The 26,433-nt window shown below is 74.7% G+C and carries 22 protein-coding genes; 8 read left to right on the top strand and 14 right to left on the bottom strand.

Going from position 1 to position 26,433, the window contains the following annotated elements; all coding sequences use genetic code 11:
* Nucleotides 1–44: 44 nt before the first annotated feature.
* Nucleotides 45–1,127 (top strand): adenosine deaminase, encoded by a 1,083-nt coding sequence (locus tag ACQUFX_RS20480; RefSeq protein ID WP_428961960.1) that lies wholly within the window; start codon nt 45–47, stop codon nt 1,125–1,127.
* Nucleotides 1,128–1,136: 9 nt separating this feature from the next.
* On the opposite strand, the gene ACQUFX_RS20475 is transcribed toward ACQUFX_RS20480, so the two are convergent.
* Nucleotides 1,137–1,463: a hypothetical protein gene (locus tag ACQUFX_RS20475; protein ID WP_428961959.1), complete on the bottom strand. Its 327-nt coding sequence runs from the start codon at nt 1,461–1,463 to the stop codon at nt 1,137–1,139.
* Nucleotides 1,464–1,966: 503 nt separating this feature from the next.
* On the opposite strand from ACQUFX_RS20475, the gene ACQUFX_RS20470 reads away from it, so the two are divergent.
* From ACQUFX_RS20470 to ACQUFX_RS20455, 4 genes are all read left to right on the top strand, one after another.
* Complete coding sequence (locus ACQUFX_RS20470; protein ID WP_428961958.1) at nt 1,967–5,455, top strand: sensor histidine kinase; 3,489 nt, start codon at nt 1,967–1,969, stop codon at nt 5,453–5,455.
* Nucleotides 5,452–5,856, top strand: a complete 405-nt coding sequence (locus tag ACQUFX_RS20465; protein WP_067370442.1) for a roadblock/LC7 domain-containing protein — start codon at nt 5,452–5,454, stop codon at nt 5,854–5,856. Before ACQUFX_RS20470 ends, ACQUFX_RS20465 begins: the two co-directional genes overlap by 4 nt.
* 99 nt (nt 5,857–5,955) lie before the next feature.
* Complete coding sequence (locus ACQUFX_RS20460; RefSeq protein WP_067370435.1) at nt 5,956–6,333, top strand: DUF742 domain-containing protein; 378 nt, start codon at nt 5,956–5,958, stop codon at nt 6,331–6,333.
* Nucleotide 6,334: 1 nt separating this feature from the next.
* Nucleotides 6,335–6,928 carry a GTP-binding protein gene (locus ACQUFX_RS20455; RefSeq protein WP_350897903.1) on the top strand — a complete coding sequence of 198 codons (594 nt, stop codon included), beginning with the start codon at nt 6,335–6,337 and terminating at the stop codon, nt 6,926–6,928.
* Nucleotides 6,929–7,121: 193 nt separating this feature from the next.
* Here ACQUFX_RS20455 and ACQUFX_RS20450 read toward each other — a convergent pair whose 3' ends face one another.
* The 3 genes from ACQUFX_RS20450 to ACQUFX_RS20440 form a co-directional block, all read right to left on the bottom strand.
* Nucleotides 7,122–8,342 (bottom strand): ABC transporter substrate-binding protein, encoded by a 1,221-nt coding sequence (locus tag ACQUFX_RS20450; RefSeq protein ID WP_428961957.1) that lies wholly within the window; start codon nt 8,340–8,342, stop codon nt 7,122–7,124.
* 155 nt (nt 8,343–8,497) lie between these two features.
* A complete protein-coding gene (locus ACQUFX_RS20445) occupies nt 8,498–11,170 on the bottom strand; it encodes a transposase (RefSeq protein ID WP_428961956.1) in 2,673 nt (890 codons plus the stop codon).
* 63 nt (nt 11,171–11,233) lie between these two features.
* Complete coding sequence (locus ACQUFX_RS20440) at nt 11,234–12,307, bottom strand: DNA primase (RefSeq protein WP_428961955.1); 1,074 nt, start codon at nt 12,305–12,307, stop codon at nt 11,234–11,236.
* 118 nt (nt 12,308–12,425) lie between these two features.
* Here ACQUFX_RS20440 and ACQUFX_RS20435 point away from each other — a divergent pair, with 118 nt between their 5' ends.
* Nucleotides 12,426–12,767: a PadR family transcriptional regulator gene (locus ACQUFX_RS20435; protein WP_428961954.1), complete on the top strand. Its 342-nt coding sequence runs from the start codon at nt 12,426–12,428 to the stop codon at nt 12,765–12,767.
* A 97-nt stretch (nt 12,768–12,864) separates the two neighbouring features.
* On the opposite strand, the gene ACQUFX_RS20430 is transcribed toward ACQUFX_RS20435, so the two are convergent.
* The 10 genes from ACQUFX_RS20430 to deoC form a co-directional block, all read right to left on the bottom strand.
* Nucleotides 12,865–13,536, bottom strand: a complete 672-nt coding sequence (locus tag ACQUFX_RS20430; protein ID WP_428961953.1) for a permease prefix domain 1-containing protein — start codon at nt 13,534–13,536, stop codon at nt 12,865–12,867.
* A gap of 70 nt (nt 13,537–13,606) precedes the next feature.
* Nucleotides 13,607–15,508 carry a thiol reductant ABC exporter subunit CydC gene (cydC, locus tag ACQUFX_RS20425; RefSeq protein ID WP_428961952.1) on the bottom strand — a complete coding sequence of 634 codons (1,902 nt, stop codon included), beginning with the start codon at nt 15,506–15,508 and terminating at the stop codon, nt 13,607–13,609.
* Nucleotides 15,505–17,175, bottom strand: coding sequence for a thiol reductant ABC exporter subunit CydD (cydD, locus tag ACQUFX_RS20420; protein ID WP_428961951.1), 1,671 nt, complete (start codon nt 17,173–17,175; stop codon nt 15,505–15,507). The genes cydC and cydD overlap by 4 nt, the downstream gene beginning before the upstream one ends.
* Complete coding sequence (locus ACQUFX_RS20415) at nt 17,172–18,179, bottom strand: cytochrome d ubiquinol oxidase subunit II (RefSeq protein WP_428961950.1); 1,008 nt, start codon at nt 18,177–18,179, stop codon at nt 17,172–17,174. The genes cydD and ACQUFX_RS20415 overlap by 4 nt, the downstream gene beginning before the upstream one ends.
* 12 nt (nt 18,180–18,191) lie before the next feature.
* Nucleotides 18,192–19,442 (bottom strand): cytochrome ubiquinol oxidase subunit I, encoded by a 1,251-nt coding sequence (locus ACQUFX_RS20410; protein WP_428961949.1) that lies wholly within the window; start codon nt 19,440–19,442, stop codon nt 18,192–18,194.
* A gap of 183 nt (nt 19,443–19,625) precedes the next feature.
* Nucleotides 19,626–20,531 carry a M56 family metallopeptidase gene (locus ACQUFX_RS20405; RefSeq protein WP_428961948.1) on the bottom strand — a complete coding sequence of 302 codons (906 nt, stop codon included), beginning with the start codon at nt 20,529–20,531 and terminating at the stop codon, nt 19,626–19,628.
* Between the two features lie 10 nt (nt 20,532–20,541).
* Nucleotides 20,542–20,982 carry a BlaI/MecI/CopY family transcriptional regulator gene (locus ACQUFX_RS20400; protein WP_067370404.1) on the bottom strand — a complete coding sequence of 147 codons (441 nt, stop codon included), beginning with the start codon at nt 20,980–20,982 and terminating at the stop codon, nt 20,542–20,544.
* A 643-nt stretch (nt 20,983–21,625) separates the two neighbouring features.
* On the bottom strand, nt 21,626–22,450 hold the full coding sequence (locus tag ACQUFX_RS20395) for an aldehyde dehydrogenase family protein (protein ID WP_428961947.1): 825 nt from the start codon (nt 22,448–22,450) through the stop codon (nt 21,626–21,628).
* Nucleotides 22,443–23,900 carry an aldehyde dehydrogenase family protein gene (locus tag ACQUFX_RS20390; protein ID WP_428967013.1) on the bottom strand — a complete coding sequence of 486 codons (1,458 nt, stop codon included), beginning with the start codon at nt 23,898–23,900 and terminating at the stop codon, nt 22,443–22,445. Before ACQUFX_RS20390 ends, ACQUFX_RS20395 begins: the two co-directional genes overlap by 8 nt.
* 5 nt (nt 23,901–23,905) lie before the next feature.
* A complete protein-coding gene (gene deoC / locus ACQUFX_RS20385) occupies nt 23,906–24,865 on the bottom strand; it encodes a deoxyribose-phosphate aldolase (protein WP_428961946.1) in 960 nt (319 codons plus the stop codon).
* 144 nt (nt 24,866–25,009) lie between these two features.
* On the opposite strand from deoC, the gene upp reads away from it, so the two are divergent.
* Nucleotides 25,010–25,642 carry a uracil phosphoribosyltransferase gene (gene upp, locus ACQUFX_RS20380; protein ID WP_396890518.1) on the top strand — a complete coding sequence of 211 codons (633 nt, stop codon included), beginning with the start codon at nt 25,010–25,012 and terminating at the stop codon, nt 25,640–25,642.
* An 86-nt stretch (nt 25,643–25,728) separates the two neighbouring features.
* On the top strand, nt 25,729–26,406 hold the full coding sequence (locus ACQUFX_RS20375; protein ID WP_428961945.1) for a GOLPH3/VPS74 family protein: 678 nt from the start codon (nt 25,729–25,731) through the stop codon (nt 26,404–26,406).
* The last annotated feature ends 27 nt before the right edge of the window (nt 26,407–26,433 follow it).

The raw sequence follows: 26,433 nt of genomic DNA, 5'->3' as shown, positions 1-26,433 counted from the left end.
GTGGCCGCGTCGACTGGCCGGGCGGGGCTGACTAGGGTCTGCCCATGGCCGCTATCTCGTACGAGGACATCGTCCAGGTTCCCAAGGCGCTGCTGCACGACCACCTCGACGGCGGCCTGCGACCGGCGACGGTCGTCGGACTGGCCGCCGAGGTCGGCCACGAACTGCCCACCACCGACCCGCAGGCGTTGGGGCGGTGGTTCGTCGAGGCGGCCAACTCCGGCTCGCTGGAGCGGTACCTGGAGACGTTCGCGCACACCGTCGCCGTGATGCAGACCGCGTCGGCGCTGCGTCGGGTGGCCGCCGAGTGCGCGCTGGACCTGGCCGCCGACGGGGTGGTCTACGCCGAGGTGCGGTTCGCCCCCGAGCAGCACCTGGAGCGGGACCTCACCCTGGACGGGGTGGTCGAGGCGGTGCTGGCCGGCTTCGCCGAGGGCAGCGCGGCGGCGGCCGAGGCGGGCACCCCGATCCGGGTCGGCACCCTGCTCACCGCGATGCGGCACGCCGCCCGCTCGCAGGAGATCGCCGAGTTGGCGGTCCGGCACCGGGACGCGGGCGTGGTCGGCTTCGACATCGCCGGCGCCGAGGCCGGGTTCCCGCCCACCCGGCACCTGGACGCCTTCGAGTACCTCCAGCGGGAGAACTTCCACTTCACCATCCACGCCGGGGAGGCGTTCGGGCTGCCGTCGATCTGGCAGGCGATCCAGTGGTGCGGCGCGGACCGGCTCGGTCACGGCGTCCGCATCGTCGACGACATCACCCCGGGTGAGCCGCCGGTCCTCGGCCGGCTGGCCGCGTACGTGCGGGACAAGCGGATCCCGCTGGAGCTGTGCCCGTCGTCGAACGTGCAGACCGGGGCCGCCCCGTCGATCGCCGAGCACCCGATCGGGCTGCTGCGGGACCTGCGGTTCCGGGTGACGGTGAACACCGACAACCGGCTGATGAGCGGGACCTCGATGTCCCGCGAGATGGCCCTGCTGGTCGACGCCTTCGGCTACGGCTGGCGGGAGTTGCAGTGGTTCACCATCAACGCGATGAAGAGCGCGTTCATCCCGTTCGACGAGCGGCTGCGGATCATCGACGAGGTGATCAAGCCGGCGTACGCCCGCCGGCTCGCCGGGGCCTGACCCGGCCCGTCACCGGCCCCGGCCCGGCAGGTCGTCCGTGGCGGGCGGGGCCGGGTGCCCGGTGAGCAGGTGGGCGACCCGCCGGAGCACCTCGCTGGCGCGGGCCGCCTCCGCGCCCAGGCCGGTCTGCCGGCGCAGCACGGCCGGCTCGGCGCGCAGCAGCGCGACGCCCCGACGGAGCAGTACCCGGGGGGCCTTGCGCTGCTCGGCGAGGTCGCGGGCGAGCCGGCGCAGGAAGGTCGCGCCCCGGGGCCGGCGCAGCGCGTACGCCCCGGCGAGCAGGCCCCGACGACGGCATTCCGCGACGATCTCGGCGGCGAAGATACCTTCGGCCACGAAAAACGACGATCCGGTGAGGTCCAGTGTCCGGGTGTCCACCTGACGGTCCGCGCCGATCGCATAAACCGGCACGTCGGCCTTGCCGTCCCGGACCAGACGGGCAATTGTTTCCACCGCTGCGGCGGCGTTCCACGAGTCGGGGGAATCCCAGTCGACCCGCCCGTTTCGCCATGGCAACGTAGGGTCATCGCCATCCTTGTAGAAGTCGTCCAGGCAGAGGACAGGAAGTCCTGTTTGCCGCGCTATGTACGACTTTCCGGAGCCGGACGGGCCAGCGAGCAGGACAACGCGACGAAGGTGTTCCATTACTTTAGGTGACTCCGGACAGACGGATTGCGATCAAATTGCATCAACATCTCATCACACCGCGCGTAAGGGCCAGCCTGGGCTTTCTCTTTGAGGGGGCGGCGTGATGGAATCTCGAAGGTCCGACCCGCCGGGTCGGCTGCTGGGCGGTGCCCGGGGTAGTGCGCGAAAGTTGTGATCGCGAGGGCGGTGACGTGAGCAAACGACCAAAGGCGGGGGGCTCGTTCCTGTCGCGGTTGCGTCCCACCGGGCGCCTGCGCGACATGCCGATCTGGTCCAAGCTCGGTCTGATCATGATCGTGCCGACCATCGCCACGGTGGTCGTCGGCACGAGTGGTCTCATCGACCACCTGGACACGCTCAACAACGCCAACCGCGCCGGTGACCTCGCCAACCTCACCGGGTACTCGGGCGACCTGGTCAACTCGCTCCAGGACGAGCGCACCTCCGCCGTCCTGCTGCTCGGCGCCGCCAGCGGCCAGCCCAAGGAGCAGTACCGGGAGGCGTACAACCGGGTCAACCAGCAGGTCGACAGGGCGAAGGTGCCGTACTCCCGGCAGCGCGCCGAGGTCGGCGACCTGCCGGCCAACCTGGAGGGCCTGCTCGACCGGATCGACCAGAACCTCACCGACCTGCCCGGCACCCGCAGCCAGGTCTTCAACGGCCGGCTCAAGCTGACCGACGCGGTCCGCTCGTACGAGGTGCTGATCAAGGACCTGCTCGACATCCGGGACTCCGCCGCCCAACTCGCCGGGGACAACGACCTCGGTGAGCGGATGCGGGCCGCCGCCGCCACCGCCCAGTCCAAGGAGTGGCTGTCGAAGCGGCGGGTGGTGGTGCACCGGGCCCTGATCCAGCAGGCGCTCACCCCGGCGCTGCGCGAGGACTACATCGCCACCGGTACCGGCCAGCAGCAGTTCCTGGAGAGCTTCTTCACGGTCGCGAACCAGTCCGAAGAGGAGTTCTACACCCAGACCGTCGCCGGCCCGGACCGGCGCGAGGCGGACAAGTACAACGGCTGGATCAAGAGCAACAGCACGGACAGCATGGCCGGCGCCCCGTTCGGCGCGGACCAGTGGGACGCGGCGATGACCGCGAACGCCGCGCTGATCCGTACCGTCGAGGCGAAGCTCGACGGGGACGTGGTGCGCCAGGCCGACGCGATCCGCTCCGACGTGCAGCGGCAGGTCTTCCTGGAGACCGGCCTGCTGCTGAGCATGCTGCTGCTGGCGATCCTCTTCGCGTACCTGGTCGCCCGGTCGATGGCCCGCTCCCTGCGCGAGCTGCGTCAGGGCGCGCTCAACGTCGCCCAGTACGGCCTGCCGCACGCGGTGTCCCGACTGCGCGACCCGCAGGTCACCGGCCAGCTCTCCCCGGCGCAGCTCGCGAACCAGATCGCCGAGCCGCTGCCGGTGCGCAGCCGGGACGAGTTCGGCCAGGTGACCGAGGCGTTCAACGCGGTCCACCTGGAGGCCGTCCGGACCGCCGCCGAGCAGGCCGCGCTGCGGGCCTCGGTCGCCACGATGTTCGTCAACCTGGCCCGCCGCTCGCAGATCCTGGTCGACCGCCTGATCGGTCACCTGGACCGGCTGGAGCGCGGCGAGGAGGACCCGGACCGGCTCGCCGAGCTGTTCCAGCTCGACCACCTGGCCACCCGGATGCGCCGCAACGACGAGAACCTGCTGGTCCTCGCCGGGGCCGACTCCACCCGGGTGCAGCGGGAGCCGGCCGCGCTGATCGACGTGCTCCGCGCGGCGCAGTCCGAGGTGGAGCACTACACCCGGATCGAGTTCGGCGTGATCGACCGGGACATCGAGGTCGCCGCGCACGCGGTCAACGACCTGGTGCACCTGGTCGCCGAGCTGTTCGACAACGCGACCGCCTTCTCCCCGCCGGACTCCCAGGTCATGGTGGAGGCCCGCCGGGTCGGTGAGCAGGCCTCGCTGTACGTGGAGGACCGGGGCATCGGCATCAGCCGGGAGCAGCTCCTCGACCTCAACGAGCGGCTCGCCACGCCACCCCAGGTGGACGTGGCCGTCTCCCGGATGATGGGTCTGGTCGTGGTCGCCCGGCTCGCCTCCCGGCACGGGGTCCGGGTCGAGCTGCGCCCCGGCGTCGACCGGGGGACCGTCGCCGACGTCACCCTGCCCACCTCCGTGCTGGTGCCCCGGGCGCTCTCCGGGCGGCAGGGGCTGCCCGCGCTGCCGGCCTCGGCGGGCGGTCCGCAGCCGGCCGCGCTGCCGCCGGCCCCCGGCCCGACCGCCGCCTTCGGGGCCGGCCCGGCGCAGCGGACCGGCGGCCCGGCCAACCCGGTGCCGGCGCAGCGGACCGGTGGCTCGGGCAACCAGATGGCGCTCGGGGGCCGCGTCGAGCCGGCCCCGCGCAACGGCGCCCCGGTCCCGGCCGGTCCCGGGCGCCCCATGCCCGCCTGGTCCGACCTGACCGGCGCCACCGGGGCCCCCGGCCCCGACCCCGCCGCGCCCCGCGGCGGCGCCCCCGGCCAGTTCACCGACCCGCTGCCGCAGCGCCGGGCCGGCGGGGACGGGGACCCGATCGGCAACAGCCAGTCGCCGCCGGCCGTCCCGCGCCAGCAGTCCCGCAGCCCGGAGGTCTACGGGTACGCCCCGCCGCCGGTCTCCGGCGTGCCGGTCTCGGCGGCCCCGGTCTCGGGTCAGCCGGTCTCCGGTGCCCCCGTCTCGGGTCAGCCGGTCTCCGGTGTCCCGGTCTCCGGTCAGCCGGTCTCCCCGGTGGCCGGTCCGGTCGGCACCGCGACGGGCGACAACCGGTACGCCCCGGAGAGCCCGGCCCTGCCGACCCGAGCCGGTCCGGTCGGCTCCGGGCCGCCGGTCTGGCCGCCGGTGCCGGGCGCGGAGCGGGAGGCGGCCACCCCGCCGGTGCCCGAGCGGCTGGCCGCAGCCCTGGACATGACCACCGAGCTGCCCCGGGTGCCGCGTACCGGTGCCCAGAGCCCACCGGCCGCCCCGGCCCCGGCCCCGGCCGTGCCGCCGCTGCAGAGCCGCCCCCCTGCCCAGCAGAACCGCAAGCCGTACGCGGATGAGACGATGGAGCTGCCGATCTTCCGGGAGCTGGAGTCGGCGTGGTTCCGTACCCGCCGTTCCGGCCCCGAGGAGTCGGCCGGTGCCGCCCGACCCGCAGCGGGCAGCACCGACGCGACCCAGCAGTTCGCGGTGGTCGAGGCCAACGGTCGGACCGCTCAGCAGACCGCCGCCCGACCTACAGGTAACGCACCGATGTCTGACTCCCCGACGGCCGCCGGCACGACGGGCGACGACGTACCCCCCGCGAACGGGGGCGCCTTCGCCGGACGTACCGCAGGCCAGCATGGCGGCTGGCGTACCGCCGCCGACGACGGTTGGCGCGCGGCCACGGCGGCCACCGAGGCGCCGATCGCGGGCACCACCCAGACCGGCCTGCCCAAGCGGACCCCGATGGCGCAGCTCGTGCCGGGTGCCGTGGAGAAGCCGACCACGTCGGTGCAACGGCGGACACCGGAAGCCGTACGCGGTCTGCTCTCCGCCTACCATCGAGGGGTGCAACGCGGGCGGAGCAATCCGTCCGACGGCAACCCCACCAACCCGGAGGCGCCTCCGGGAGGGCAGCAATCCTCGCAGTCTGGCTCAGGCCCAGCGGCCGGGAGCGGGCAGAAGGAGCAACAAGGATGACTACTACGCAGGATCTCGGTTGGCTGCTGGCCAACTTCGCCGATCGGGTGCCCGGTGTCGCGCATGCGGTCGCCGTCTCCGCCGACGGCCTGCTCCTCGCGTCGTCACGAGACCTTCCGCGGGACCGGGCCGACCAGTTGGCCGCGATCGCCTCGGGGCTGGTCAGCCTGACCCAGGGCGCGGCGCGCTGCTTCGAGGGCGGTGCGGTGCTCCAGACAGTGGTCGAGATGGACAACGGCTTCCTGTTCCTGATGTCCATCTCGGACGGCTCGTCCTTCGCCGTGCTGGCCGCCCGCAGCTGTGACGTGGGGCAGGTCGGGTACGAGATGGCACTGCTGGTGGACCGGGTCGGTGACGCCCTGACCCCGCAGCCGCGCGCGGCCGCGGGAATGCTGGGTTGACCCGCGCGCTGACCATCAGGTCGGCACGACAACAACGACAGGGACGACGAGAGCCACCGGGTCCGGCCGGTGCCGGGTACGAGGGAGGTGAGCGGCGACATGGTCGATCGTGACGAACCGACCGGAGCGTTGGTCCGGCCATACGCTGTGACCCGTGGTCGTACCCGCCCCCGGCTGGACATCGCCCTGGAGGCGCTGGTCGAGACGACGGTGCGGGGCCGGGCCACCGCCGGTGGCAACAGCGGCCAGGGTCGGGAACACCAATACATCGCCGCGCTGTGTGACGGACGCGTGCAGTCACTCGCCGAGATCGCGGCGCGGATGCAGCTTCCGCTCGGCGTGGCCCGGGTGCTCATCGCCGACATGGCGACGGACGGCCTGGTCGCGGTCCACGAGCCGACCATCCTGGACGACTCGGACGACGCGGTGGGCACTGAACTGCTGGAGAGGGTGCTGAGTGGACTTCGCAGGCTCTGACATGACCCGCCGCCCGCCGACCCCGAGCGGGCGTGTGACCTCGGCGAAGATCGTTATTGCCGGTGGGTTCGGCGTCGGGAAGACGACGCTCGTCGGCTCGGTCTCGGAGATCACGCCGCTGACCACCGAGGCCATCATGACCTCCGCCGGTGTGGGCGTCGACGACACCCGGCAGGTGCCGGGCAAGATGACGACCACCGTGGCGATGGACTTCGGCCGGATCTCGATCGACCGGGACCTGATCCTGTACCTCTTCGGTACCCCGGGTCAGACGCGGTTCTGGTTCATGTGGGACGAACTCGTCCGGGGCGCGATCGGGGCGGTGGTGCTCGTCGACACCCGTCGGCTGGCCGACTGCTTCGCGGCGATCGACTTCTTCGAGCACCGGCGGCTGCCGTACCTGGTGGCCATCAACTGCTTCGACGGCATGCAGTACCACGACCCGCAGGACGTCCGGGACGCGCTCGCGATCTCCCCGGAGATCCCGGTGGTGGCCTGCGACGCCCGGAACCGGGAGTCGACCAAGCACGTGCTGATCTCGCTGGTCGAGTACGTGCTCACCATGCGTCGCTCGCGCGCCGTCGCACCGGCCTGACCCGGGCCGCGTCACGCCCGGTGCCGGCCGTCGGCTGACACCGGGCGCTGCCCCGTGTCCCGCCGTCGCCCCCCGCTGCCGCCCCCCGCACCGGTCCCGCCGCCCGGGGCGCCGCCGATCCGGCGGACCACCGGTCGCGCCCACCCCGCTCAGCGGCCCGCTCCGGCGTCGAAGGTCCCGCCGGGCCCCCGGGTCAGGACACCCGCGTCCAGTCGCCCCGGCTGACCGTGTAGACGCCCAACGAGTCCTGTTCCATGCCGCCGTGCCGCTCGGGCGAGAAGGCGTACGCCCCGGCGATGCCCTCGGTCACCTGCTGCTCCAGGAACGCCCGGAGCCGGCCCCGGTCGGCGCTGCGGGCCAGCCCGGCGGCGTCCGCCACGAGACGGACCGCGTCCGAGGCGTACGGGGCGAAGCCGCTGAAGGCGCCGTGCCGCTCGATGTACCGGAACACGAAGTCCCGCCGGGCCAGGGCGGCCGTCGTGGTGTTGGTGAGCGTGGACTCGTCCAGGCAGGCCGGGTGCACCACGTACGCGCCCTCCATGGTGGTCACGTTCCGGTTGTCCAACGTCTCCTCGGTGACCGCCGTGGCGTCGAAGAAGAGCGGGCCGTCGTACCCGCTGCGGCGCAGCTCCCGGGCGGCGGAGGCGGCGTCCGGCGAACCCGCCCAGACCACCACGCCGTCGGGCCGGTCCGCGTCGGCGGTCAGCCGGCGTACGGCGGCGGCGACGTCGAGGCCGGTCGCCGGCAACGCCCCGGTACGGCTCAGCCCGACGTCGGCGGCGCGCAGCGCGGCCCGCATCGCCTGCCGGCCGGAACGGCCGTGCAGCCCGTCCGAGGCGAGCAGGGCGACCTGGCGCAGGCCCTGGTCGCGGACCAGTTCGGCGAGCCGCCGGGCGACGTCGTCCGCGTCCGGGGTGAGCTTGTAGACGTACGTCCGCCCGGCGGTGGGCTGGACGATCCCGTCGCCCGAAGCCAGCGAGAGGAACGGGATCCGCTGCTGCTGGGCCGTCTCGGCGATGGCCGTCGAGGTCTCGGCGAGAGTGCCACCGAGCATCGCGCAGACGTCCTCCCGGGCGGCGAACTCGGCGGCGTGCTGGCTGGCCACCCGGGCGTCGCCGGTGTTGTCCCGCACGTCGACGCGGACGCGGCGGCGGTGGTCGCCGACCGGGACGCCGTCGGCGTCGAGCTGCTCCACGGTGATCCGCAGCGCCCGCTCCTGGAGCACCCCGAGCGCGGCCCCCCGGCCGGTCAACTCCAGGCTGGCCCCGATCAGCAGCTCCGGCCCGTCCGGCGCGGCGCTGCCCGGGTCGCCCGGCGGCTCCTGGCCGCACGCGCCCAGCAGCAGGCTGCTCGCCCCCAGGGCCAGGACGGAGCGTCGGGTCAGCGCCGCCGACGGGTTGGTTGCTGTCGCCATCGACTGTCGTCCCCCCGCGTCCGGCGGCGCGGGTCGCCACCGGTCCGCCGGTATGCTTTCGGCCGCCCAGACCCGGCGTCAAATTCTCCGCCTGTGGGAAGGAACACCAGGTCAGGGCCGGTGCGGCAGTCTTTCGCGGTGTTGACCGGTGGGGGTCAGGAGCGGTAGCCGGCGGAGCGGTACTCGTACTCCCGGTCGTCGTCGCGGTCCCCGGTGTCCCGGCTGAAGTCCCAGCCGCCGGCGGCCTCCCGGCCCGGCCGGCCACCCACCGCGAAACCGCCGATCTCCTGCCCGCGACGCCAGCCCCGGAAGTAGCCGGTGGTGTTCTCGGCGAGGCTGGCGGCGTTGCGCACGATCCGCAGCGGACGCTCCTCGCGCAGCGGCGAGCCCGGCACCAGGTTGGCCTGCGGCACCCGCTTGGGCAGCCCGGCGGCCGTCTCACCGCCGAGGGCCGGCTGGGCCGCCTGCTCGGCGGCCTGCCACCCGGTGTCGGCGGTGCTGGACCAGTCGAGGTCGGTCTCGTCGGAGTGGCCGACGAACCAGGCGGACTTCGCGGCGGCGAAGATGAGCAGGTCACCGTCGCCCTCGTCGGCGACCGGCGGCGGCCGGTGCTCCACCGGCGCCCGGTGCGCCAGGGGAGCCCGGTGCTCCATCGGGGCGCGCTGCTCCAGCGAGGGACGCTGCTCCAGTGACGGCCGGTGCTCCGCCCCAGGCCGCTGCTCCAGCGAGGGCCGCTGGTCCAACGGGGGCCGCTGGTCCAACGGGGGCCGCTGGTCCAACGGAGGGCGCTGGTCCAGCGGAGACCGGTGTTCCAGCGGGGAGCGGTGCTCCAGCGAAGGGCGCTGCTCCAGGGGGGAGCGGTGCTCCAGCGGCGGACGCTGGTCCAGCGGCGGACGCTGCTCCAGCGGCGGACGCTGCTCCAGCGGCGGACGCTGCTCCAGGGGGGAACGGTGGGCGGCCGGTGCCGGCTCGGCGTGTCCCGGGCGGTCCACCGGTCGACCGGGCCGCTGGGCGGGATCGGCCCGCTCGACCAGCCGCAGCGGTGGCGTCTCCAACGGCTGCTGACCGGTGTTCTCCCGCAGCGCCCGGTCCGCCAGCGGCGGCGGCTCGACGAGCCGCAGCACGGGCGGCTCCTGCGGCAGGTCGTCGGCGAGCCAGGGCGGGGTGATCCGCTGCTCGCCGGTGCCGGGGTCGGTGTTCGCGTCGACCGGGCGTCCGTGCCGGTCCGGGTACCCGGTGGGGGCCTCGGCGGCGGTCTCGGCGAGGTCGTCGGTGTTGCTGACCAGGGGCCAGTTCGCCCGCGACCCCGGGGGCCCGGCCAACTCCGGGCCGGGACGCGGGGTGGGCACCGGCACGCTCAGGTCGGTGACGCTGAAGCCACCCGTCGGCGGCCCGGCGTCCCCGCCGGTCTTCGGCCGGGGCGGGATCACGGTGCGCTGCCGCTCGGCCCGCGCGCTCTCGATCGCGGCCGTGGTGAGGGTGGGCCGGAACGGCTCACCCGCCTCGGCCGGCGGCACCTTGCCGCGTTGCGGCGGGGCGATCGGGGTGATCCCCGGCGGGGGCGGTGGCGGCGCGGAGACCGGCCGGTTGGCCGGCATGTCGACCCGGGTGGGCGCGTCGATCAGCGAGGGTGCGGGCTCGGGCCGCCCGGGGGGCGCGGAGACCGGCGGCCCGGCGACCGCGGCCGGGGCCACCGGTGGGGGGGCCAGCGGCGGCGGCGCGATCGGGGCCGGGGCCACCGGCGGGGGGCCGAGCGGGCGGGGCGGGGTGGGCATCGGGCCACCGGCGACCGGTTCGGGCCGGCTGCGCCGTCCGCCGGTGGGGGCCGGCGGCGTCTCCGCCGGCCGGACCGCCCGCAGACCCGGGGCGGTGCCGCCGGGGACCGCCAGGTCACCGACCTGCTCGCCACGGCGGGCGGCGGCCCGCCGGCCGGGCACGGGCGTGGTGACCCGGGCGCTGAGGGCGCTCACCAGCGCGTCGCACCCGGCGTCGCAGGCTCGTACCGAGGCCACGGCCTGCCGGACGGTCTCGGCGACCGCCGAGGTGAGCGCCCGGTTGACGGTGGCCCGCCGGGGCGTCTCGGAGATGGCCACCCGGAGCGCGGTGACCGCCTCGTTGATCTCGGCGGCGTCCGCCACGCCGTCGGCCGCCAGGTGGGCCGCGACGGCGTCGGCGGCCACCGAGACGTCCCGACCACGCGACATGGTGCCGCCGAGCATGCCCGGCTCCGGCAGCGCGTCCAGCACGGCCAGGGGGACGGTCTCGGCCGGGTCCGGGTACGCCCGCAGCGCGGCCGGGTACAGCTCGCGGAGCACCTCGCGCAGCGCCACCGCGGCGGTGTGCCGGCCACTGGCGAGGGCGGCGTGCGCGGCGAGGACCTGCTTGTAGTTGGCGAGGTCCCGGGGGGCCGGGAGGGTGACCGCCGAGAGGGCGCCGGCCTGGAGCGCGCGGGCCAGGCCGATCGCCCGTCGGACGGCCGGCGGGGACTGCATCTCCTCCACCGAGTCGTCGTCGGCGAACCGCTCGGCGAAGTCGTCCACCGAGTCGTCGTCGGCGATCGCGAGTGGACGACCGGCGGCGCTGAGCAGCGAGGTGATCGTGTGGTCGTCGCTGTCGGCGGCGATCGCCGCACCGCTCGGCCCGCCCGACCGCTCCACGAGCAGGACGACCAGCCGGGCATAACCGGCCGGGTCGTCACCGATCTCGCAGACATGCAGCAGACGACCTGCGTCGTCGACCACAGCGGACGTCAGCGCCGAACCGGCCGAAGCCGTTCCGTCGGCAGCTTCCGCCGAGGCCAGACCGCAGTACACGCGCACGAGCGCCACGGCGTCGTCCTCCTCCCGAACACAGGTCGTTCTCTGCCAGTGACTGATGCTCCCCGGTGCGGGTCAGTCGCGCCAGTCCACCACCGCAGAGATCTTCCCGACAATGGTGCGCCAACCCAAACTGGCGGTCTGCGCCCCGATCTTCTTGAGCCGGCGACGACCCAGGAAGCCGCCGATCCCGCCGTTGACCGAGGAGCGCAGCGCCTCGTCCAGGTCGTCGAGGCTCGATCCGGCCGAGAGCATGTCCAGCACCGACGGCAGGCGCAGCGCGTACGCCAGGTCGCGGGCGACCTCGCCGGCCTCGATCAGCAGGGTCGGGTCCCAGGTGTCGTGCCCGCCGCGCAGGTTCTCCACGACCAGGTCGAGCTCGTAGACGTCCTCGTCGAGCGGGGCGACGTCGGCGGGTTCCAACCGTTCGGACAGATCATTCCAGCCGTCCAGTTGGGACATGTCGTGCGGCGCCCCGGAGCGGACGAAGCTGACGAGCGCCTCGGGGGTCTTGAACAGCAGCAGCCGGCCCTTGTGGGTCAGGAAGACCGGCACCTCCTCGTCGCCCGCCGCGTCGTCGGCCTCCTCGGCCTCCGCCGTCTCGGCGTCGCCGTCGGTGTCCTTGCCGTCCTTGTCGGCCTTGCCGTCCGGGTCGGCGCTGGCGTCGTCGGCCTTGTCGGACCCGTCGTCCGTGCCGGCCTTGCCGATCTTGCCGGTGGCGGACTTCCGGGCGTTCTCGGCCTCCTCGCGCTCGCTCGCGGCGAACTCCTCGGCGACCTCCTCGTCGAGGATGACGACGGTCTCGTCGTCCTCGTCGACCTCGGCGGCCTGCCGGCGGGCGAGGAAGGGGTCGTCCTGGTCCCGTTCGACGACGTCCGTCGGGGTGACCTCCCGGGCCGGGCGGTACGCCCGCAGGGTGAAGCCCGTGCCGGCGGGCAGGGCGATCTCCACCGGGTCGATCCGCACCTCGTCCCAGAGTGAACGGTCCCGGTCGGCGGCCGACGTCGTGGTGTCGTCGACGTCCTCGACCTCGGCGACCTCGTCGGGCTCGGTCGACCCGGTGGTGTCGTCGAGCTCGGGCTCGTCGGCGTCGGGCCGTTGGGGCGACTGGCGGGCCACGCTGACCTCCGATTGCTTCGGGTTGCCCACCCGGCGGCGTCTCCGGCTACCGAGTGACTCTGCGCACATACCCTAGTGGGCGGCTCCGGCACACCGCTGCGCGCACCCCGGTGGCGATTCGTCGCCCGGGTAAGTAGTTTGTCTACACATGAAGGCCCAGTCGCTGCACGGACACCTGGACGCGCTGCTGTTGGCGGTGCTCGAACAGGGCGCACTGCACGGGTACGCCATCATCGAGGCGCTGCGCACCCGCAGCGGCGGCAGCCTCGACCTGCCGACGGGGACCATCTACCCGGCGCTGCGCCGCCTGGAGCGGGCCGGGTACGTGGAGAGCGCGTGGAGCACGGTCGGCGGCCGGGAACGGCGCACGTACCAGCTCACCGAGGCGGGCCGGCAGGCGCTGGCCGGCGAGCGGGCCGGCTGGCGCGAGTTCAGCGCCACCGTCGGCCGGTTCCTCGGCACCGGGGAGGCCCCCGCCAGCCCGGCCTGACCACACCGGACCGGCCCGCTCCCGCGCGCCACGGCCGGTCGCGTCACTGTCGGACGCGCTGGTCTCGGACCCGCCGGTGTCGGAGGCGCCGGGACGGTCAGCGGGTGGCGAGCAGCCAGGAACGGGCCGCCCCGCCGAGCCAGAGCTGGCCGGCCCCGATCAGGGCGACACCGACGATCATCGGGGGCCAGGTGAGCAGCCCCTGCCACAGATCGAGTGACCAGACCCACAGCGCGACGGTGCTGAGCGTCCCGAGGGCGAGCACGGCGGTCAGGGTGAACCCGGCGGCCCGGCTGACCGCCGGCCGACCGACCCGGCCGTACCGGACCCCCACGGTGGCCAGCAGCAGCCCCGCCACGGCCAGCCCGACGGCGGTGCCCCAGAGCCAGGTGAGCGCGCTGGAGAGCAGCCCGTACCCGGCCGGTGCGACCGTTGCGTCGGCCCAGGGCGCGCCGCGCCAGGTGAGGTCGGCGCAGAGGAACACCGGCACCGCGAAGAGGACCACCCGCAGGGCCAGCCCGCGCAGCGCGCCCGCCGACAGCTCGGCCTGGTACGCCGGGACCAGTTGGGCGGGGGTGCCGAACTCGGCCACCGCGCGCCGCCCGGCCTCCGCCGCCGGCAGCCCGTCCTCCCGGTACGCCTCGGCGGCGTCGAGCAGCGCGTGCCGGGCCTCGGTGAGCAGGTCGGCCTTGAGCCGGACCGGCCCCCGGAGCTGGGCGGCCAGTTCCCGTACCCGGTCGTCCACGCACGTCTCGTCGTTGCCCCGCATGGGCCCACCCTGTCACGGCGGCCGGTGGGGTCGCGTCGGGGAAACCCCCGGGGTCCACCCCGGACCCGGCTCAGGGGGCCAGGGCCAGGTACCCGCGCTCCGCCGCCTCCTGCACCCGCCACTGCTCCCGGTACCAGCCCGGGGAGCGGACCAGCTCGGCGTGGGTGCCCCGCTGGACCACCCGGCCGGCGTCGAGCACCACGATCTCGTCCAGCCCGGCCAACCCGTGCAACCGGTGGCTGATCACCAGCACCGAGTGGCCCGCCGGGACGGCGGCCAGGGCGGAGGCGAGCACCGCGTCGGCGGCGGCCGGGTCCAGCCCCTCGGTCGGCTCGTCGAGCACCAGCACGCCCGGGGCGGCGAGCAGCGCGCGGGCCAGGGCCAGCCGCTGCCGCTGGCCGCCGGAGAGCTGCCCGCCCTCCTCGCCGACCACCGTCTCCCAGCCGTCGGGCTGCTCGTGCACCCAGTCCAGCAGGCCGGCCGCACCGGCCGCACCGGCCAGCGCCGCCGAGTCCGCCCCGGGCCGTCCGAGCAGCAGGTTCTCCCGGACGGTGGCGTGGAAGACGTACGCCTCGGCGAGCAGCCCGCCCACCGCCCGGGGCAGTTCCTCGGCCGGGTGGCCGGCGAGGTCCCGGCCGTCGAGGGTGACCCGCCCGGCGGTGGGCCGTACCGCGCCGGTGAGGACGGCGGCCAGGGTGCTCTTGCCGGCGCCGCTCGGCCCGACCACGGCGACCCGCCGGCCGGCGGGCAGGTCCAGGTCGAAGCGGTCCAGCGCGGGGGCCGCCCCGGGCCGGTACCGGACGGTCACCGCCGCGAACCGGACGTCGTGCGGGCCCGTCGACACCGTCCGGCCCGGTCCGGCACCCGGCCGACCGGTTGTCTCGGGAACCGGCGCGGCCGATCCCCCGACGGCGTCGCCCGCCGGTGCGGCCGGGGCCGGTGCGGCCGGGGCCGGTGCGGCCGGCGGGGCGGGCACGGTCGGCGGGGCGGCGTCCAGGAGGGTGGCGACCCGGCCCAGCCCGGCCCGGAGCTGGCTCCACTGCCGGGCCGCGCCGACCAGGGCCAGCGCGATCTCCACCGCCGCCAGGGTGCCCACCGCGAGCACCCCGACCAGGACGCCGTCCACCCCGGCGCGCAGCGCGACCAGCACGACCGCCCCGGCGGTCAGCCCGGCCACCAGCACCCCGGCCGCGTCGACCGCGAAACCGGCGGCGGCGAGCCGGCGCTCCAGCCGGGCCAGCCGGCCGGCCCGCCGGGTGGCGGCGTCCAGCGCGTACCCGGTGGCGCCGAAGGCGGCCAGGTCGGCGGCACCCTGGGTGAGGTCGACGGCGTCCGCGGCGAGCGCCCCCCGCAGCGGGGCGACCTCGGCGGCTCCGCGTCGGGTGAGCGCGGTGGCCAGGGCCGGCAACACCACCCCGGCCAGCAGCAGCCCGACCGCGAGCACCCCGGCGGCGGCCGGGGAGACCAGCGCCGCCCCGCCGACGGCCAGCACCCCGACCAGCCCGGCGGCGCAGGCCGGCACCAGGACCCGCAGCAGCAGGTCCTGGACCGTCTCCACGTCGGAGACGAGCCGGCTGAGCGCGTCCCCGGAGCGTTGCCCGGCGCTGTCCCGGCGGGCCGCCAGGCTGGCGAAGACCCGGGCCCGGACGTCGGCGACCAGCCGGAGCACCGCGTCGTGGCCGGCGAGGCGTTCGGTGTAGCGGAACACGCCCCGGCCGATGGCCAGCGCCCGGACCGCGACGATCGCCACGGTGAGCCGGTCCAGCGGCGGCTGGCCGGCCGCGCTCATCAGCAGCCAGGTGGCGGAGGCCATCAGGGCCAGCCCGGCCAGTTCGGTGGCGCTGGCCAGCAGCCCGGTGCCGAGCAGCCGGCGCAGGTACGGGCGGGTGAGCCGGAGCACCGTCCGCTCGGCGGCGAGCGGCCCGCCCCGGCCGGAGGCGGTGGACCGGCGGGTGGCAGCGGCGGCGCTCATGCCAGCACCTCGGCGTTCGGGGTGAGTTCGGTGACCCGGCCGTCGACCACCCGCAGGATCCGGTCGGCGTCGGCGAGCAGCGCCGGCCGGTGCGCCACCAGCACGGCGGTCCGGCCGGCGACGAGCCGGCGGGTGGCGGCCAGCACGGCGGTCTCGCTGGCCGTGTCCAGCCGGGCGGTGGGCTCGTCGAGCAGCACGACCGGGGCGTCCCGCAGGAAGGCGCGGGCCAGCGCGACCCGTTGCCGCTGCCCGCTGGACAGGCCGTGGCCGCGCTCGCCGAGCCCGGTGGCCAGCCCGTCGGGCAGCGCGGCGACCACGTCGTCCAGCGCCGCGGCGCGGATGGCCGGGGCGAGCGCCGCGTCCGGGGTGTCCGGTACGCCGAGCCGGATGTTGTCGGCCAGCGAGGCGGCGAAGAGGTGGGCCCGCTGCGGCACCCAGGCCACCTGCCGTCGCCAGGCGTCCTGGTCGACGCCGGCCAGGTCGACGCCGTCCACGGTGACCCGGCCCTCGGTCGGCGCGACGAAGCCGAGCAGCAGCCCGAGCAGGGTGCTCTTGCCGGCGCCGCTGGGCCCGATGACGGCGATCCGCTCGCCGGGGCGGATGGTCAGCGTCACGTCGCGCAGCGCGGTGGTCCGGGGGTAGGCGACGGTGACCCCCTCCAGCCGGATCTCGCCCCGCCCGTCGGGTGCCGGGGCGGGGGCCGGTCGCGCGGTGTCCGGGTCGTCGGTGCTGACCGCGAAGGCGTCGTTGAGCGCGCTCAGCCCCTCCATGCTGGCGTGGAACCGGGCGCCGGCCGTGCGCAGCGGCAGGTACGCCTCCGGGGTGAGCAGCAGCACCAGCAGCGCGGTGGAGAGGGCCAGCCCGCCGTCGAGCAGGCGGATGCCCACCGGCACCGCGACCAGCGCCACCGACAGGGTGGCGACCAGCTCCAGCACCAGCCCGGAGAGGAAGGCGATGCGCAGGGTCTTCATGGTGGCGACCCGGTGCCCGTCGGCCATCCGGTGCACCACGTCGACCTGCGCGCGGGCCCGGCCGAACGCCCGGAGGGTGGGCAGCCCGGCCACCATGTCCAGGAAGTGCCCGCCGAGCCGGGAGAGCCGCCGCCACTGCCGTTCGGTGGCGACCTGCGCCTGCCAGCCGAGCAGCGCGCCGAAGATCGGGATGAGCGGCAGGGTGGCCGCGATGATCAGCGCCGAACTCCAGTCGGCGACGAAGACCCGCAGCAGCACGGCGGCCGGCACGGTGACGCTGAGCACGAGTTGCGGCAGGTACCCGGTGAAGTAGGCGTCGAGCGCGTCCAGCCCCCGCCCGGTCAGCGTGGCGAGCTGCCCGGCCCGCTGCCCGGCGACCCAGGTGGGACCGTGCCGGCCGACCGCGCCGAGCAGGTCCCCGCGCAGGGTGGCCTTGACCGTGGCGGCCAGCCGCGCGGCCACGGTGCCCTGCGCCCAGGTCAGCGCCGACCGGGCGGTCACCGCGGCGAGGAAGCCGGCCAGCGCCGGCCGGTCGAGCCGACCGTCGAATCCGGTCGCCAGCAGCGCGGCCAGCGCGGTGGCCTGCGCGATGATCAGCAGCGCGGCGACCACGCCGAGCACGGCGAGCAGCACGAGGTCGCCCCGGGCCGCGGGGACCCGGCGCAGCAGACGCGGATCGAACGGACGGCGGTTCACCAGTACACCGGTGTCCTGCCGTCGGCCCGTCCTCGGAACACCCACCAGCACATCGCCTGAAAGCCTAGTAGGGCCGGCACGAGCGGCAGCGCCAGCCAGCCCAGCAGCCGCAGGGTGGGCGCGCTGGCCGCCGCCTCGGCCACGGTCAGCCCGGTATCCGGGCCGGCGGTGGAGACCAGCGCGTAGGGCCAGGCCGCCGCGCCGACCAGCAGCACCGGCAGGGCCAGCGCCACGCTGGTGGCGACGAAGGCCACCCCGGTCCGCCGCAGCGCCAGCGCCACCCGGGCCGCCAGCAGCGCGGCGACCAGCGCCCCGAGCAGGAGTACGGCGACCAGCGGCTGCTGCACGGCGTCGCGTACCCGGGGGGAGAGCAGGGCCACGACGGTGGCCGCGCCGACCGTGACGAGCGCCACCGGCACCAGCCGGCGGGCCAGCCGCAGCAGCGGCGGGACCTCGGCGGCCGGCAGCCGGAGGGTGAGGAACGTCGCACCGTGCGCGGCCACCAGGGCGAGCAGCGCCAGGCAGACGGCGGCCACGAACGGGGTGAACAGGTGGCCCACCCCGTCGACGTGACCGTCGGCGGTCAGCGGTACCCCCTGGAGCAGCCCGCCCAGCACCGCGCCCCAGCCCAGCGCGGCGAGGGTGCTGCCGGCGACGATCACGCGGTCCCATCCGGCGCGGGCGCGCGGCCCGGCGGGGCGGCTGCGCAGTTGCACCCCGGCGGTCACCACGATCACGCCGACCAGCGCCCCGGTGACCGCCGGGTAGAGACCGGAGAGGAGTTCCCCCTCCAGGGTGGGGAAGGCGCCGAAGAGGATGCCGACGGCGGCCACCAGCCAGACCTCGTTGCCGAGGAAGAACGGCCCGACCGCGTGCAGCGCGGCCCGCCGCCGGGCGGGGTCGGTGCGGCGGGCCAGCAGCAGCCCCACCCCGTAGTCGTAGCCGCCGAGGACCAGGTAGGTGGCGAAGAAGAGGCCGAGCAGGGCGTACCAGGCGAGCTCCACGGGTCGTCTCCCTCAGGCGAACGCGGGTTCTTCGGTGGCGGGCGGGCGGGTGTGCTGCGGTGGGCGACCCAGGGCGGGGTCGGCCGCGCCCCGGGCGGCGTGCCGGGCGAGCAGCGTCCAGTTGGTGACGGCGAGGGCGCCGAGCAGCAGGGTGAAGGTGACCGACGAGACGAGCAGCACCCCGGACCCGACCGGGGAGACCGCCTGCTCGGTCGGCAGCAGCCCGTACGCCACCCAGGGCTGACGGCCGATCTCCCGGGCGATCCAGCCGAGGATGGCGGCGACGAAGGGCAGCGGCAGGCAGCAGATGATCAGCCAGAGCGGGAAGCGCAGCCGGATGATCCGGTCCCGCCAGAGCAGCGGGAGCAGCAGCCAGAACAGGCTGAGTCCCATCCCGATCAGGATCATGAAGCCGAGGCCGACGTTGGCGAGCACCGGCGGCGTGTAGTCGCCCGGCCCGAAGCGGGCGGTCCACTCGGCGATCAGCGCCCCGCCGTCGGGCGAGGAGCCGAACTTGGTGGGCTGCACCTGGTTGACCGGGGCGAACTGGGCGAAGCCGAAGCCCTGCACCAGGAGGATCCCCACGGCGGCGGTGACCACCCCGAGCCGCAGCGAGGTCCGGAAGAGCTCGAAGTCGGGGGTACGCCGCAGCAGGTGCCCGGCGCTGACCGCGGCCATCAGCAGGCCGCCGGTGAGCAGCGCCGCCGAGACCACGTGTCCGAGGGCGATGCCGAGGGCGGGGTTGGTGAGCAGGGCGGAGAAGTCGGTGAGGTGGGCGACGCCGTCGCGGACCTCGTACCCGACCGGGTTCTGCAACCAGGCGTTGGCCACCATGATCCAGAACGCCGAGGCGTACGCGGTGAGCGCCACGCCCCAGAGCAGGGCCAGGTGGACGCCCCGGCCGAGCCGGTGCCACCCGAAGATCCACATGCCGAGGAACGTGGACTCCAGGAAGAAGGCGACAAGCGTCTCGATCGCCAGCGGAGCGCCGAAGACGTTGCCCACGTACCGGGACAGGCCGCTCCAGTTCAGCCCGAACTGGAACTCCATCACGATCCCGGTGGCGATGCCGAGCACGTAGTTGATCACGTACAGCGTGCCCCAGAACCGGGTCAGCCGCTCGTACTTCGGCTTGCGGGTCAGGTAGCCGGCGGTCTGGAGGCCGACCAGGAGGGTGACCAGTCCGAGCGTGACGATCACGAAGAGGAAGTGGATCGACGCCGTGCTGGCGAACTGGAGTCGGGCGAGGAGCAGGGTGTCCATGGTCGGCACTCCATAGGTCGGCTCGCTTGTCGTAGCGACTCTACACGTAGCTCGCCTACATATAACTACTACGTACCGTCGTAGTAAATACTACGACAGGATGTAGTAGTTGTGGCCGTGCGGGGCTGGTCCGGCCCGCGCCGGACGGGCCGGCGCGGGTCGATGCGGGGCGACGCGGGTCGGTCAGCTCAGGAAGAGGCAGATGGGCAGGGCGGCCAGGTTGGTGGTGACCGCCAGCGCGGTGGCGCCGAGCAGCCGGGGCGGCCGGTCGGCGACCAGCAGCCGCTGCACCCGCACGTCCAGGTCGCGGTCGCCGATGCCGAGCGTGCCGGCCGGGGTGATCCGGTTGCCGGCCGCCGCGAACCGTCGCAGCGCCCCGGCCAGGGGTGCCTCCGCGTGCAACTCCCGGGCCTTGTCGTCGGCGCGCATCTCGACCAGCAGGGCGACCCGGTCGTGCGCCTCGTGCACCCAGCGCAGCCAGGGCAGCGCCCGGCAGAGCGCGGTGAACGGCAGCAGCACCAGGTCGTGCCGCTCCTGGGCGTGGGCCCGCTCATGGGTGAGCACGGCCTCCAGCTCGGCGCGGTCGAGCAGGTCCAGGGTGCCCGCGCTGACCACCACCCGGGGCCGCATCCCGGGCAGGCAGTACGCCGCCGCGCCGGGATGGTCCAGCACCAGCGCGCCGGGCACGGCCGGGTCGTTCCGGGCGACCAGGGTGAGCAGGTCCCGGTGCCGACGCTGGGCGCGTACCGTCGCGTGGACGCTGCGCACGGTCGTGGTCAACAGCACCGCGCCGATGCCGAACCCGACCCCGACCAGGGACAGGTGCACCGCCCCCACCCCGGCGGGCAGCTCACCGTGGAGCAGGTCGGTGACGAGGGCGACCAGCGCGCTGCCCGTCGGCCGGTCGTACGCGGCCAGCCCCGCCGCGATCGGCAGGCCCATCGCGGAGAGCCCGAGCGCCAGGCCGACCCCCTGCCAGCAGAGGATCGCCACCCGGGGGGCGCGCCAGGTCCAGGTGGAGCGGGACAGCACCTGTGCGGTCAGCCAGCAGACCAGCACCGCGGCGCCGAAGTGCGCGGCGTACACCACGGCCGCCGCCCTACCGGTCCGTCGCCCCGTCGGCCCCGGCCGGCCCGGTGGCCGGCTGGGCGGCGGGGGCGGTCGTCGGCGCGGTCAGCCCGGCCTCGGCACCGAGCGCGGCCCGCAGCACGTCGGCCTCGGTGCCGGTCACCGACCGGGCGAACCGGACCAGCGCCGCGTCCCGGCTGCCGCCGAGATCGAGCGCGTCGAGCATGAGCTGGGCGATGTGCGCCTCACGGCTGGCGGCGGCCCGGTACCGCCAGGCACGCCCCTCCCGCTCCCGCTGCACCATGCCCTTGCCGGCGAGCCGGTCCAGCACGGTCATCACCGTCGTGTACGCCAACTCCCGGCCGTCCAGCGCCTCGGCGACCTCCCGCACGGTCACCCCGCCCGACGTGGCCGGGACCGTGTCCCACAGCACGTCCATCACCGCACGTTCGAGATCACCGAGTCGAGTCACCCCGCAATCCTACCCCCCGTAGTAGTAGGAGCAGCGCCCCGTCCGCTGCCCCACCGACCCGCCCGTCCGCCCGTCTGCCCGCCCGGCGCGTGAGCGTCGTGTGCGGCGGGGTCATGTCCCACGCAGCCTGTGGAACTGCCCCCACGAACGGGGCACCGTGCCGCCGGTGCCGCGTCCGGTCAGGCCGCCGCCGCTGTCGAACTGCCCCCACGAACGGGGCAACCCCGGACCCCGCCCGGTGCCGGAACGACCCCACCGGCGACGGTCGCCCCGTACCCTGCGGCCCGGCCCGCTCCGACGGGGCGGCCCGGCGGCCGTGGTGACCGGCGGCCGTGGCGTGGGGCGGCTCGGGACAGCGCCGGCTGCCGGGGGCGGCCTCGGGTGGTCCTCCGGGTCGGTGTGGTCCTCCGGGCTTGCTGGGCGGCGTCGAGTGGTCCTCCAGGCCGGGATGGTCCTCCGGGTCGGGGGTGGTCCTCCAGGTCGGGGTGGTCCGCCTGGCTCTGGGTGGTCGCCCGCCCGGGGTCGGGGTGGTGGTCCCACAGACGGGGCAGCTCGAAAGGCCCGAGCAACACCATCCTCCGCCCGGAGACCGAGCCGGGCGGACCCGCCACGACCGGCCCCACGACGCCGGAGTCGAGCCCGGTCAGACGCCCTTGGGGTGCCAGACCGTCTTGGTCTCCAGCAGGGCGGTCATCCGGCCGATCCCCGGGTCGGCGGTCCAGTCGTGGTCGGCCGGGACCGGACGGAGCACCCGCTTCAGGTTCTCCGCCGCCTTGACCTCCAGGTCGGCCGCCAGGTCGGCGTCGGTCACCCCGGTCAGGTCGATCGCGTTGACGTCCAGGTGCGCGGCCAGCGTCGGCACGGTCTCGCCGATCCGGCCGGTGAGGACGTTGACCACCCCGCCGGGCAGGTCGGAGGTGGCCAGCACCTCGGCCAGGGTCACCGCCGCCAGCGGCGCCGCCGGGGAGGCCGCCACCACGACGGTGTTGCCGGTGACGATCGCCGGGGCGATCACGCTGACCAGGCCGAGCAGCGCCGGGGCCTCGGGGGCGACCACGGCCACCACCCCGGTCGGCTCGGGCGCGGAGAGGTTGAAGTAGGGCCCGGCGACCGGGTTCGCGCCGCCGTGCACCTGGGCGAGCTTGTCGGACCAGCCGGCGTACCAGACCCAGCGGTCGGTGGCCGCGTCGACCTCGTCGCCGGGCACGCCGAGCGCGACGAACTGCTCGCGGCGGCCCTCCAGCATCTCGGCGACCCGGTAGAGGATCTGCCCCCGGTTGTACGCGGTCGCCCCGGACCACCCCTTGACGGCCGCGCGGGCGGCGACGACGGCGTCCCGGGCGTCCTTGCGCGATGCCAACGACACGTTCGCGGATTGCACCAGATACGACCGTCCCGACTCGCTGCGCGGGAACTTCCCGCCGATGAAGAGCTTGTACGTCTTGCGTACCGCGACCCGCTCAGACATTCAGGTACGCCTCCAGCCCGTGCCGGCCGCCCTCGCGGCCGTAGCCCGACTCCTTGTACCCGCCGAACGGCGAGGTCGGGTCGAACTTGTTGAACGTGTTGGCCCAGACCACCCCGGCGCGCAGCCGGTCGGCCAGCCAGAGGATCCGGGAACCCTTGTCGGTCCAGATCCCGGCCGACAGCCCGTACGGCGTGTTGTTGGCCTTCTCCACGGCCTCGGCCGGGGTGCGGAAGGTCAGGACGGAGAGCACCGGGCCGAAGATCTCCTCGCGGGCGATCCGGTGCGCCTGGGTGACCCCGGTGAAGACCGTCGGGGCGAACCAGAAGCCGCGCTCGGGCAGCTCGCACGGCGGCGACCAGCGCTGCGCCCCCTCGGCCGCACCGACGTCGGACAGCTCGCGGATCCGGGCGAGCTGGGCGGCCGAGTTGATCGCCCCGACGTCGGTGTTCTTGTCCAGCGGGTCGCCGACGCGCAGCCGGGCCATCCGCCGCTTCAACGACGCCAGCACCTGCTCGGCGACGGACTCCTGGACCAGCAGCCGGGAGCCGGCGCAGCAGACGTGCCCCTGGTTGAAGAAGATGCCGTTGACGATCCCCTCGACCGCCTGGTCCACGGGGGCGTCGTCGAAGACGATGTTGGCCGCCTTGCCGCCCAGCTCCAGGGTGAGCTTCTTGCGGGTGCCGGCGACGGACCGGGCGATGGCCTTGCCGACCTCGGTGGAGCCGGTGAAGGCGACCTTGTCCACGCCCGGGTGCTCGACCAGCGCCCGACCGGTCCCGCCCGCCCCGGTGACGATGTTGACCACGCCGGCCGGCAGGTCGGCCTGCTGGCAGATCTCGGCGAAGATCAGCGCGGTCAGCGGGGTGGTCTCGGCCGGCTTGAGCACCACCGTGTTGCCGGCGGCGAGCGCCGGGGCGATCTTCCAGGCCAGCATCAGCAGCGGGAAGTTCCACGGGATGACCTGCGCGGCCACGCCCAGCGGCTTCGGGTCGGCACCGCTGTGCTGACCCGTCGGCCTTGGGCCGAACCCGGCGTAGGGCAGCTTGTCGGCCCAGCCGGCGTAGTAGAAGAAGTGCGCGGCGACCAGCGGCAGGTCGACGTCCCGGGACTCCCTGATCGGCTTGCCGTTGTCCAGGGACTCCAGCACCGCCAGCTCGCGGGAGCGCTCCTGGACGATCCGGGCGATCCGGTAGAGGTACTTCGCCCGGTCCCGGCCCGGCATCGGACCCCAGACCTTCTGGTACGCCTTCCGGGCGGCCGTGACCGCCCGTTCGACGTCCTGCGGCCCGGCCTCGGCGACCTCGGCGAGCACCTCCTCGGTGGCCGGGTTGACGGACGTGAAGCTGCCACCGTCGGCCGGGTCGACGAAGCTGCCGTCGACGAACAGGCCGTAGGACGGTTTGAGGTCCACCACCGAGCGCGACTCGGGGGCGGGGGCGTATTCGAAGATCACGCTCAGTCCAGGGTGAAGTAGTCGGGACCGGAGTAGGTGCCGGTCGTCAGCTTGGTGCGCTGCATCAGCAGGTCGTTGAGGAGGCTGGAGGCGCCGAACCGGAACCAGTCCGGGTCCAGCCAGTCCGCGCCGACGGTCTCGTTGACCATGACCAGGTACTTGATGGCGTCCTTGGTGGTCTTGATGCCGCCGGCCGGCTTCACGCCGACCTGCCGCCCGGTGGCGGCCCGGAAGTCGCGGACCGCCTCCAGCATCACCAGGGTCACCGGCAGCGTCGCGGCGACCGGGACCTTGCCGGTGGAGGTCTTGATGAAGTCCCCGCCGGCCAGCATCGCCAGCCAGGAGGCGCGACGTACGTTGTCGTAGGTGGCCAGCTCCCCGGTCTCCAGGATGACCTTGAGGTGGGCCGGCCCGCACGCCTCCTTGGTGGCCACGATCTCGTCGTGGACCTCCTGGTAGCGGCCGGCCAGGAAGGCGCCCCGGTTGATCACCATGTCGATCTCGTCGGCCCCGGCCGCCACGGCGGCCCGGGTGTCGGCGAGCTTGATCTCCAGCGGTGCCTGACCGGACGGGAAGGCGGTCGCCACGCTGGCCAGGTGCACCTGCGAGCCGCGCAGCACCTCGGCCACGTACGGCACCATCGCGGGGTAGACACACAACGCCCCGACGTGCGGGCAGGACGGGTCGGCCGGGTCGGGGCGCAGGGCCTTGGCGGCGAGCGCCCGCACCTTGCCCGGGGTGTCCGCCCCCTCCAGGGTGGTCAGGTCGACCATCCGGATCGCCAGGTCGATCGCCTGGGCCTTGGCGGTGGTCTTGATCGAGCGGGTGCCGAGCTGCGCCGCCCGCTGGTCCGCGCCGATCTGGTCCACGCCGGGTAGGCCGTGCAGGAAGGTCCGCAGCGCGGTCTCGGATCGTCCCAGCTCGGCCAGGTCCGACCGGGCCGACGTCGTTGTCGCCGTCATGTCGCGAAGTCTACGCATCCACCGCGGAAGTGATCTTGAGCGACCGTTGTCGACGTCGGCGACGCCACACCCCGTGGTGAGCGACGTCGCCGGTGACGCCGCGGACGCGGTGCGGTACCGGGCGGACCGGTAGGTTGAGCGATCGTGGACGTACACGTCATTGACCATCCGCTCGCCCAGTCGCGGCTGACCGCCATGCGGGACGCGCGTACCGATTCCGCCACCTTCCGGGCGGCGCTGCACGAACTCACCACCATGCTGGTGTACGAGGCCGCCCGGTCCTTCCCGGTGGAGACGTACCCGATCCAGACCCCGGTCACCGACGCCGAGGGCACCCGGCTGGCGAACCCGCCGCTGCTGGTGCCGGTGCTGCGGGCCGGGCTGGGCATGGCCGACGCCGCGCTCGGGCTGCTGCCCGAGTCGTCGATGGGCTTCGTCGGCCTGGCCCGCGACGAGGAGACGTACGAGCCGCGCGCCTACATGGAGTCGCTGCCCCGGGACCTCAGCGGCCTGCCGGTGCTGGTCCTCGACCCGATGCTGGCCACCGGCGGCTCCCTGGAGCACTGCTGCCGGCTGCTGGCCGACCGGGGCTGCACCGACATCACCGTGCTCTGCGTGCTGGCCGCGCCCCCCGGCATCGACCGCCTGGCCCGGTCCGGCCTGCCGCTGCGCCTCGTCACCGCCTCCGTCGACGCCGAGCTCAACGACCGGAAGTTCATCGTCCCCGGCCTCGGCGACGCCGGTGACCGCCAGTTCGGCGGCATGCCCCGCTTCTGAGCCTCCGCATGCTCGCCTCGGGCGCCGCCGATTCGCTGGGCGAGTCCATTCCGGTCAGATGGGGGGACCGGCTAGCGTCTCGGGCCATGACTGGTGTTGCGCTCGCCGAAGAGTTGCTCCTGCTCGCCTACGACGACGAAACCGGCCGGGCGACCATGCCGAGGATCAGCCTGGACCTGGGCATGGCCGCCGCGGTCCTGGTGGAACTGGCCCTGGCCGGGCGGATCGCGTACGCCGACGGCAACCTGGCGGTGACCGACCCCACGCCGACCGGTGAGCCGATCGTCGACGGGGTGCTCGACCGGATGGCCGCCGAGGCGCCGCACTCGCCCGCCTCCTGGGTGCAGCGGCTGCGGCACCGGCTCCGCGACCGGATCCTCGGCGACCTGGTCGACCGGGGTGTGGTCCGCGACGTCGAGGAGACCGAGCTGGGGTTCATCGTGGTCCACCGGTACCCGATGGTCGACCCGACGGTGGAGCAGGACACCCGGCGGCGGCTGGCCGAGGCGTTGACCGGCGGACCGGCTCCCGACGAGCGGACCGCCGCCCTCGCCACCCTGGTCGCGGCGGTCCGGATGGAGCCCGCCCTCGGGCTCGACGGCGACGACGCCCGGGACGTCGAGAAGCGGCTGGCGGAGATCGCCGGCGGGGCCGGGTTCTCCGGCACCGTCAGCACGGAGGACTCGGTGGTCCGCCCGTCGGTGTCGCTGGTGGTCCTCGCCCTCGGCCAGGCGGTCGACGCCGCCCTCGGCCCCCGCCGCTGACCGGGGGTGAGGAAGGGGCCCTTCCTC

This window comes from Micromonospora fluostatini, from assembly GCF_050410825.1.
GTDB classification, from domain to species: Bacteria; Actinomycetota; Actinomycetes; order Mycobacteriales; family Micromonosporaceae; genus Micromonospora; species Micromonospora rosaria.
The sequence above is the reverse complement of the archived record's forward strand: the minus strand, read 5'-3'. Positions and strand labels throughout refer to the sequence as shown.

What these genes read in the sequence shown, in the direction of transcription:
- ACQUFX_RS20435 (WP_428961954.1), top strand. Translation starts at nt 12,426, where the DNA reads ATGAAGGCCCAGTCGCTGCACGGACACCTGGACGCGCTGCTGTTGGCG.
- ACQUFX_RS20480 (WP_428961960.1), top strand. Translation starts at nt 45, where the DNA reads ATGGCCGCTATCTCGTACGAGGACATCGTCCAGGTTCCCAAGGCGCTG.
- deoC (WP_428961946.1), bottom strand. Translation starts at nt 24,865, where the DNA reads ATGACGGCGACAACGACGTCGGCCCGGTCGGACCTGGCCGAGCTGGGA.
- ACQUFX_RS20450 (WP_428961957.1), bottom strand. Translation starts at nt 8,342, where the DNA reads ATGGCGACAGCAACCAACCCGTCGGCGGCGCTGACCCGACGCTCCGTC.
- ACQUFX_RS20375 (WP_428961945.1), top strand. Translation starts at nt 25,729, where the DNA reads ATGACTGGTGTTGCGCTCGCCGAAGAGTTGCTCCTGCTCGCCTACGAC.
- ACQUFX_RS20430 (WP_428961953.1), bottom strand. Translation starts at nt 13,536, where the DNA reads ATGCGGGGCAACGACGAGACGTGCGTGGACGACCGGGTACGGGAACTG.
- ACQUFX_RS20410 (WP_428961949.1), bottom strand. Translation starts at nt 19,442, where the DNA reads ATGGACACCCTGCTCCTCGCCCGACTCCAGTTCGCCAGCACGGCGTCG.
- ACQUFX_RS20395 (WP_428961947.1), bottom strand. Translation starts at nt 22,450, where the DNA reads ATGTCTGAGCGGGTCGCGGTACGCAAGACGTACAAGCTCTTCATCGGC.
- ACQUFX_RS20465 (WP_067370442.1), top strand. Translation starts at nt 5,452, where the DNA reads ATGACTACTACGCAGGATCTCGGTTGGCTGCTGGCCAACTTCGCCGAT.
- ACQUFX_RS20460 (WP_067370435.1), top strand. Translation starts at nt 5,956, where the DNA reads ATGGTCGATCGTGACGAACCGACCGGAGCGTTGGTCCGGCCATACGCT.
- ACQUFX_RS20455 (WP_350897903.1), top strand. Translation starts at nt 6,335, where the DNA reads ATGACCCGCCGCCCGCCGACCCCGAGCGGGCGTGTGACCTCGGCGAAG.
- cydC (WP_428961952.1), bottom strand. Translation starts at nt 15,508, where the DNA reads ATGAGCGCCGCCGCTGCCACCCGCCGGTCCACCGCCTCCGGCCGGGGC.